Annotated in this window: 7 protein-coding genes and 2 pseudogenes; all 9 read left to right on the top strand. The window is 59.7% G+C overall.

The genetic code is table 11. The features are described from left to right. Positions 1–322 (top strand): annotated as a pseudogene (locus IF809_RS37570) (transposase); the annotation flags it as partial. Positions 323–618: 296 nt separating this feature from the next. Then, on the top strand, positions 619–1686 hold the full coding sequence (locus tag IF809_RS37565; protein ID WP_249162678.1) for a Kae1-like domain-containing protein: 1068 nt from the start codon (positions 619–621) through the stop codon (positions 1684–1686). Then, entirely contained in the window at positions 1614–2006 is a 393-nt protein-coding gene (locus tag IF809_RS37560) for a Kae1-like domain-containing protein (RefSeq protein ID WP_462840000.1), read from the top strand. The genes IF809_RS37565 and IF809_RS37560 overlap by 73 nt, the downstream gene beginning before the upstream one ends. A gap of 5 nt (positions 2007–2011) precedes the next feature. After that, positions 2012–2077: pseudogene (locus IF809_RS37555) on the top strand (hypothetical protein); the annotation flags it as partial. A 21-nt stretch (positions 2078–2098) separates the two neighbouring features. Beyond that, on the top strand, positions 2099–2407 hold the full coding sequence (locus tag IF809_RS37550) for a HypC/HybG/HupF family hydrogenase formation chaperone (RefSeq protein ID WP_439711429.1): 309 nt from the start codon (positions 2099–2101) through the stop codon (positions 2405–2407). Then, a complete protein-coding gene (hypD, locus tag IF809_RS37545) occupies positions 2404–3546 on the top strand; it encodes a hydrogenase formation protein HypD (protein WP_038937406.1) in 1143 nt (380 codons plus the stop codon). Before IF809_RS37550 ends, hypD begins: the two co-directional genes overlap by 4 nt. Continuing rightward, positions 3543–4589 carry a hydrogenase expression/formation protein HypE gene (hypE, locus tag IF809_RS37540; RefSeq protein WP_011084546.1) on the top strand — a complete coding sequence of 349 codons (1047 nt, stop codon included), beginning with the start codon at positions 3543–3545 and terminating at the stop codon, positions 4587–4589. The genes hypD and hypE overlap by 4 nt, the downstream gene beginning before the upstream one ends. Positions 4590–4958: 369 nt before the next feature. Beyond that, positions 4959–6071: an alanine dehydrogenase gene (gene ald, locus IF809_RS37535; RefSeq protein WP_011084547.1), complete on the top strand. Its 1113-nt coding sequence runs from the start codon at positions 4959–4961 to the stop codon at positions 6069–6071. A 538-nt stretch (positions 6072–6609) separates the two neighbouring features. Next, positions 6610–6804, top strand: coding sequence for a 4Fe-4S binding protein (locus IF809_RS37530; protein ID WP_011084548.1), 195 nt, complete (start codon positions 6610–6612; stop codon positions 6802–6804). The last annotated feature ends 174 nt before the right edge of the window (positions 6805–6978 follow it).

The raw sequence follows: 6978 nt of genomic DNA, 5'->3' as shown, positions 1-6978 counted from the left end.
CACCTACATTCCGATGCGGCGTGGCTTCGTCTATCTCGCGGCGGTCGTCGATGTGTTCAGCCGACGGGTCCTGGCCCATCGCGTCTCGATCACAATGGAGGCGGCCTTCTGCGTCGAAGCGGTCCAGGAGGCGTTGGCGAAGCACGGCAGGCCCGCGATTTTCAACACGGACCAGGGCAGCCAGTTCACCAGCCTCGAGTTCACCGATGTGCTGCTGGACGCGAAGATCGCCATCAGCATGGACGGCAAGGGCGCCTGGCGCGACAACGTGTTTGTCGAGCGGCTCTGGCGCACGGTCAAATACGAAGAAGTTTATCTCCGCAATGGCCGCATGACCGTCGCCGACGATTTTGTCGTCGCTCTGGTCGGGCTACGCCCTCCCGACGCAACGACAAAATCGTAAAGCCCCGCGTTCAGCATAACCCGGCAGGAATCCACTTAAATCCAGCGGGGCGCTGTCCAAACAACCGGGGCCAGCTCTGAGTATGCCAGACGGGTCAACCCAAAGATTGACGTGCTTGTCGTTTCGGCTCGTACTGGCGAGGGCTTTGGCGCGCTCTACGCCTGGATCAACAGGCAGGCGCGCCGTCAGAGACGCGCCTTAGAGGACGCAAGGCGATGAGCGCCGCAGCCACCTGCGATCGAAAGCGACTGCGCGTGCGCGTGAGTGGAGCAGTGCAAGGGGTTGGCTTTCGTCCCTACGTCTATGGACTAGCCATGCGGTACGGATTGGCGGGATTTGTCATCAATGGTCCCGAGGGCGTTCTCATCGAGGTCGAGGGGCACCGTACGTCTGAGTTTATTGCCGCGTTGCCGCAGCGTGGAGAGGCTGGCCCGGTCATCGTTGTCACCAGTGCAAATCTCTACGGCGAACCCCTGCTGATCGATAACGTGGAGGCGTTGAGACAGCTCAAGGGGGGCGCCGACCTGGTCGTGACCCATGATCGCGATATCTTGGCGTGCGCTGATGATTCCGTGGTTTCGGTGGCCGCTGGCCGGGACCAATTCATCCGTCGTGCTCGCGGCTATGTTCCCGAGCCAATTCGGCTTGCAAGGTCTGTCCCGCCCGTGCTCGCCGTCGGCGGGATACTGAAGTCGACCGTCACCATCACGCGGGACGACCAAGCGTTCGTCTCTCAGCATATTGGCGATCTAAATACGGCCGAAAGCATCCGTGCGTTCGAGAAGACGATCCGGCACCTCACATCAAGCCTCGGCGTGGAGCCTGTCGCCGTCGCCCATGATTTGCATCCCGATATGGCTTCTACCCGGTTTGCGGAAGCAAATGCTCGCGCGCTAGTCGCGGTTCAGCATCACCATGCACACGCTGCCGCAGTAATCGCTGAGCACGGCCATGCGGGACCTGCGCTTGCCCTGGTGCTCGATGGCCATGGCTTTGGCTCCGACGGCGGTAACTGGGGTGGCGAATTATTGTTGTGCGAAGAGACGTCGTCCCAGCGCATCGGGCACTTAGCGCCCCTGCAGATACCGGGTGGAGATCGTGCAGCCCGCGAGCCGTGGCGCATGGCCAGCGCAGTATTACACGGGCTCGGCCGGGTAACGAAATCGGGCAGCGCTTTGCCGCGCAGCGGCAAGCCGGCTGTCTGTCGGACTTGCTCGATCAGCCGGGCGGGACCACCACGACCAGTGCGAGACGGTTGTTCGACGCGGCAGCGGCGCTGCTAGGTATTGCGAATCTGCAGAGCTATGACGGCGAAGCAGCGTTGAAGCTCGAAGCGCTGGTGCGGGGTACTACGATTCTGGAAGCCGGCTGGACGATCGAGGGCGGCGTGCTGTCCCTTGGTCCGCTATTTTCACGTTTGATTGCTGATGACATTGACGCTGCCGGAGGAGCCGGGCTGTTTCATGGCACGTTAGCCGCTGCCTGCGTTGACTGGGTCACACGCTCTGCGCGGACAACCGGCATCAATACCGTGGTTCTGAGCGGCGGCTGCTTCCTGAACGCGGTGCTGGCGGACAAAATCCCGTCGGCGGCTGCTTCCTGAACGCGGTGCTGGCGGACAAAATCCCGCGGGGGTGCAGCGATGCCGGTCTTACCCCCCTGGTACCGCGACGGCTGCCGCCCAATGACGGCGGTTTGAGCCTCGGCCAGGCCTGGATTGCGGCTCTAAAGATTGCTCAACAGCCGCCCGCCGGGCAGGAGCTGCCTGATATGTGTCTTTCGGTTCCGGCAAAGATCGCGAAAATTCTTCCCAACGAAATGGCCCTCGTGTTCATCGATGGCGTCAACCTGGAGATATCGATTGCCCTCCTCGACGAGCTCGACGTCGGCGATTTCGTCCTGGTCCATGTCGGCTATGCGCTCGCTAAGATCGATCCGGCGGAAGCCAAGCGCACGCTAGAGCTCCTGCAGGAGCTAGGCGCTGCGAAGGAATGCCGATCGTGAAATATTCCAGCGAATTTCGCGACAAGACTATCGCGCAGGGACTTGCGCGAGCAATTGACGCTGAGGTCAGTTCACAACGAGCCTACCGGTTCGTGGAATTTTGCGGTGGACACACTCATGCAATCTCCCGCTACGGTCTTGAGGATCTGCTGCCCGCGAACGTTCGGATGATCCACGGGCCCGGTTGTCCCGTCTGCGTTCTGCCGGCGAGCCGTATCGACATGGCGATCCGGCTCGCCGAGCGGCCAGAGGTCATTCTGTGCGTCTACGGCGACCTGATGCGCGCGCCTGGGTCGCAAGGGCAGTCCCTGTTGCTTGCCAAAGCGCTGGGTGCCCACATTCGGATGGTCTACTCGACCCTCGACGCTATCCGGCTCGCCGAACAGACGCCGGGCCGCGAAGTGGTCTTCTTTGCCATCGGATTTGAGACCACGACGCCCCCGACGGCGGTCATGATCAGGATTGCCGAGCACAAGCGGCTCGAGGGCCTTAGCGTGTTCTGCAATCACGTTCTTACGCCCTCTGCGATGCACCGCATTCTCGAGAACCCGAAGATCCGCAACACGGGCGGGGTCCCCATTGACGGCTTCATCGGGCCTGCACATGTCAGCACCATTGTCGGTACGCAGCCTTACGAGCCCATGGCGGAACAATTCGAGAAGCCGATCGTGGTCGCCGGATTTGAACCCCTCGACGTGCTGCAGGCTGTCCTGATGCTGGTGCGGCAAGTGAACCAAAACCGCCACGAGGTGGAAAACCAATACAGCCGTGCAGTGACACGCGAAGGCAACCGGCGCGCCAAGGAGGAGGTCTCGCAGGTCTTCGAGCTGCGTGAGCAGTTTGAATGGCGCGGGCTTGGACTGGTACCCAACAGCGGACTGAAGCTGAAGCAATCATATGCAAAATTCGACGCCGAGACGCGCTTTGCGATCCATGACCTGCGTGTCGAAGACAATCCGGCCTGCGAATGCTGCGCGATCCTGCGTGGCGCCAAACGGCCGATCGATTGCAAGTTGTTTGGCAATATCTGCACGCCGGAAACGCCCATAGGAGCCTGCATGGTGTCATCAGAAGGAGCTTGTGCGGCGTATTGGACCTATCGCCGAGTTCGCGATGAGCAGGCGAGGCAGACGTCATGAGCGTGAAAGCCTATCAACGCAAGCTCGATGTGGAGAACGGACGCGTTGAACTTTCCCACGGGGCCGGAGGCCGTGCCATGGCACAGCTAATCTCCGGCCTCTTTCATCAGGCCTTCGGTAATGAATGGCTCGCCGGCTCCAATGATCAGTCGGCGTTCGATGTTACCGCAGGCAGGATGGTGATGACGACTGATGGCTATGTGATTTCGCCACTGTTCTTTCCTGGCGGCAACATCGGGTCATTGGCTGTGCACGGCACGATTAATGACATCGCGATGTCCGGTGCGCGTCCTCTCTATTTGTCGGCCAGCTTTATCATCGAGGAGGGTTTCCGGTTTTCGGATCTCAAGACGATCGCGGAGTCGATGGGCGCGGCGGCATGTGCCGCCGGCGTCTATATCATTGCCGGGGATACCAAGGTGGTCGAGCGTGGCAAGGCGGACGGTCTGTTCATCTCTATGACCGGGATCGGGCTGGTGGCCGATGGGCTCGATCTTTCCGCTGACAAGGCAAAGGTCGGGGACCGTGTGCTGCTGTCCGGTAGCCTCGGTGATCATGGGGTGGCGATCATGTCAAAGCGTCAGAACGTTGCATTTCAAACCGAAATCGTCTCCGACTCAGCAGCGTTGCATAGTCTCGCTGCGGCCATGGTTGCCGCTGGCGGTGGCGGCATCCGGGTAATGCGCGACCCTACGCGCGGCGGGCTCGCTGCGGCTCTCAATGAGATCGCGCTTCAATCAGAGCTCGGCTTCCATCTGCAGGAATCGATGATTCCGGTGAAGCCTGCGGTTGCGGCTACCTGCGAACTGCTTGGACTCGAACCGATCCATGTTGCCAACGAAGGCAAGCTCGTCGCGATCGTGGCGCCGGATTCTGCCGATGCCGTTCTCGCAGCCATGAAGGCGCACCCCCTCGGGTCCAATGCGGCCGATATCGGTGAGGCGGTGGCTGACGATCACAAATTTGTGCAGATGACGACCGATTTCGGCGGCCGGCGAATCGTCGACTGGCTGTGGGGGGAACAATTGCCTCGGATCTGTTGAACAGGCTGCGCAACGTCCATTTCTTGGCCGCCCATTAGCCCTCAGCTCAACAAGCGTTTCGCTTGATAGGCAATCCTACCTAATTGGCAAATTGCTGTCTTTGCTGCTTGAGGAGTTCGGCGAGGCTGGATTTCGGTTGTTGGCTTTTCTGCGGGCCGCGACTGCAATTCGGAACGATTCACCGGCATCGCGCAGTTTTCGACGGCTAAGTTCAGCGAACAGGATCACACGATCTACCCAGCACCCCTGGGTTTGAAATCCTGCGAAGCCTCGCAAATATCGCTGAATTCCTGCGCCATTTTGCCCGGCTGCGTCGCGATATCGCTGCGCGCTTCCGATAAGAAGGCGCGTCAGGCAGGGAGTATTCAAATGAAGGTCGGAGTTCCAAAGGAAATCAAGGCGCACGAATATCGCGTGGGCCTTACCCCAGGAGCTGCCCGTGAATACGTGGCAGCGGGCCACCGCGTGATGATCGAGACCAATGCCGGCGCTGGCATTGGTGCAACCGATGGCGATTATCGCAATGCCGGCGCAACGATCTTAACTTCGGCAGCTGAGGTATTCGCATCGAGCGAGATGATCGTAAAGGTCAAGGAGCCTCAGCCGGCCGAATGGTCCCAGCTGCGTGAGGATCAAATCCTGTTCACCTATTTGCACTTGGCCCCGGACCCGGAACAGGCTGCCGGCCTCTTGAAATCTGGATGCATTGCAATCGCCTATGAGACCGTAACTGATGCTCATGGTGGTCTTCCACTGCTGGCGCCGATGAGCGAGGTCGCGGGCAGGCTTTCGATCGAAGCGGCGGGTAGCGCTCTAAAGCGGAGTACAGGGGGGCGAGGGCTGCTGATCGGTGGGGTGCCCGGGGTTCAGCCTGCCCGAATCGTGGTGATTGGAGGTGGGGTCGTCGGTACGCACGCCGCGCGCATGGCGGCTGGTCTGGGCGCAGAGGTGACCATCATCGATCGTTCGATCATCCGGCTCCGTGAGCTGGACGAGCTATTCGAAGGACGGGTTCGCACTAGGTTTTCGACCATCGAATCCGTGGAGGAAGAGGTATTTGCGGCGGACGTGGTGATTGGTGCGGTGCTCGTCCCAGGGGCAAGCGCTCCGAAGCTGGTCCGCCGGAGCATGCTGAGCTCAATGCGCAAGAGAGCCGTACTCGTGGACGTCGCTATCGATCAGGGCGGCTGCTTTGAGACATCGCGCCCAACCACTCACGCTGATCCAACATACGAAGTAGATGGCATCATTCATTATTGTGTGGCCAATATGCCGGGTGCCGTGCCGCTAACCTCGAGCCAGGCACTGAATAACGCGACCCTGCCGTTTGGTTTGGCTCTGGCCAACAAGGGTTTTTCCGCCGTACTCGAGAATCCACATCTGCGCGCAGGCCTCAACGTCCATCGGGGCCGGCTAACATACAAGGCGGTGGCCGAGAGCCTCGGGCTGCCCTTCTCCCCGATCGAACAGGCTGCGGCCTGATCCCAGAGGCCCTCATGGGCGTTTCCTCCCTGACTAAGGCCACCCTTCGGGGTGGCTCTTTTTTTCGGCTATTAATCAACTGACCTCCGCCAGTATTGATTAGGAGTGCGGAACGAAGCAGAGGATCACCGGACGAACGCCTGCCTCAACCGCCGCCAGGATAGGGAGACGATGTACCTTCCGGTCCCATTGAGTGAAGCCGACAAGATGCGCCGCGGGCGACCTGATACTTGCCCGGACAGCTCCATGATGTCGCGACACATCGATCATAGCCGCGGCAGGCGGCCTTAAGGATCTCGGATCGTTCCCTAATGCTGGAGAAGGTGGTTTACCTGATCGCTGACGGCCGTGACACCGATCATGCGCAAACCACAGGATCGAGATCAGATTGTCATGTTCGTTGTAGGATTTGCGACACCGTATCGGGTCGGCGACCTGCGTTATCGAAATTTCTTCAGATGAATCAAGCTCAAGATGTCTGGCACAAGACTTGATAGCAAGAAACTGTTCCGCACCTTTTGCTTATGGAATAGCACTGATGGCCTACAAGATAATCGCATCCCAATGCACGGTCTGCGGTGCGTGCGAGTTCGAGTGTCCCAATGCCGCGATTAGCCTGAAGAACGACATCTATGTGATCAATCCGTCCCAGTGTACCCAATGTGAGGGGCATTCTGACGCGCCAAAGTGCGCCGTGGTTTGCCCCGTGCCAGATACTTGCGTGCCCGCATAGGAGCGGCAGCCGATGAGAGGGGCTCCTGCACGAAGCATGATGAAGATAATATCCAAAACAGCCGCCTTTGCGACCCGTCTCCCGTTTTCCTCGCTCGCTAGTACCCACTTTTCTTGGAACGTGAGTCGTGATTCAAGGTCGGGATGATACCCGAAGCAAGAGAAGTCCACCTTT

The sequence above is a fragment of the Bradyrhizobium sp. UFLA06-24 genome (genome assembly GCF_054967145.1).
Note: the sequence above shows the minus strand (reverse complement) of the source record. Positions and strands in the feature narration are given on the sequence as shown.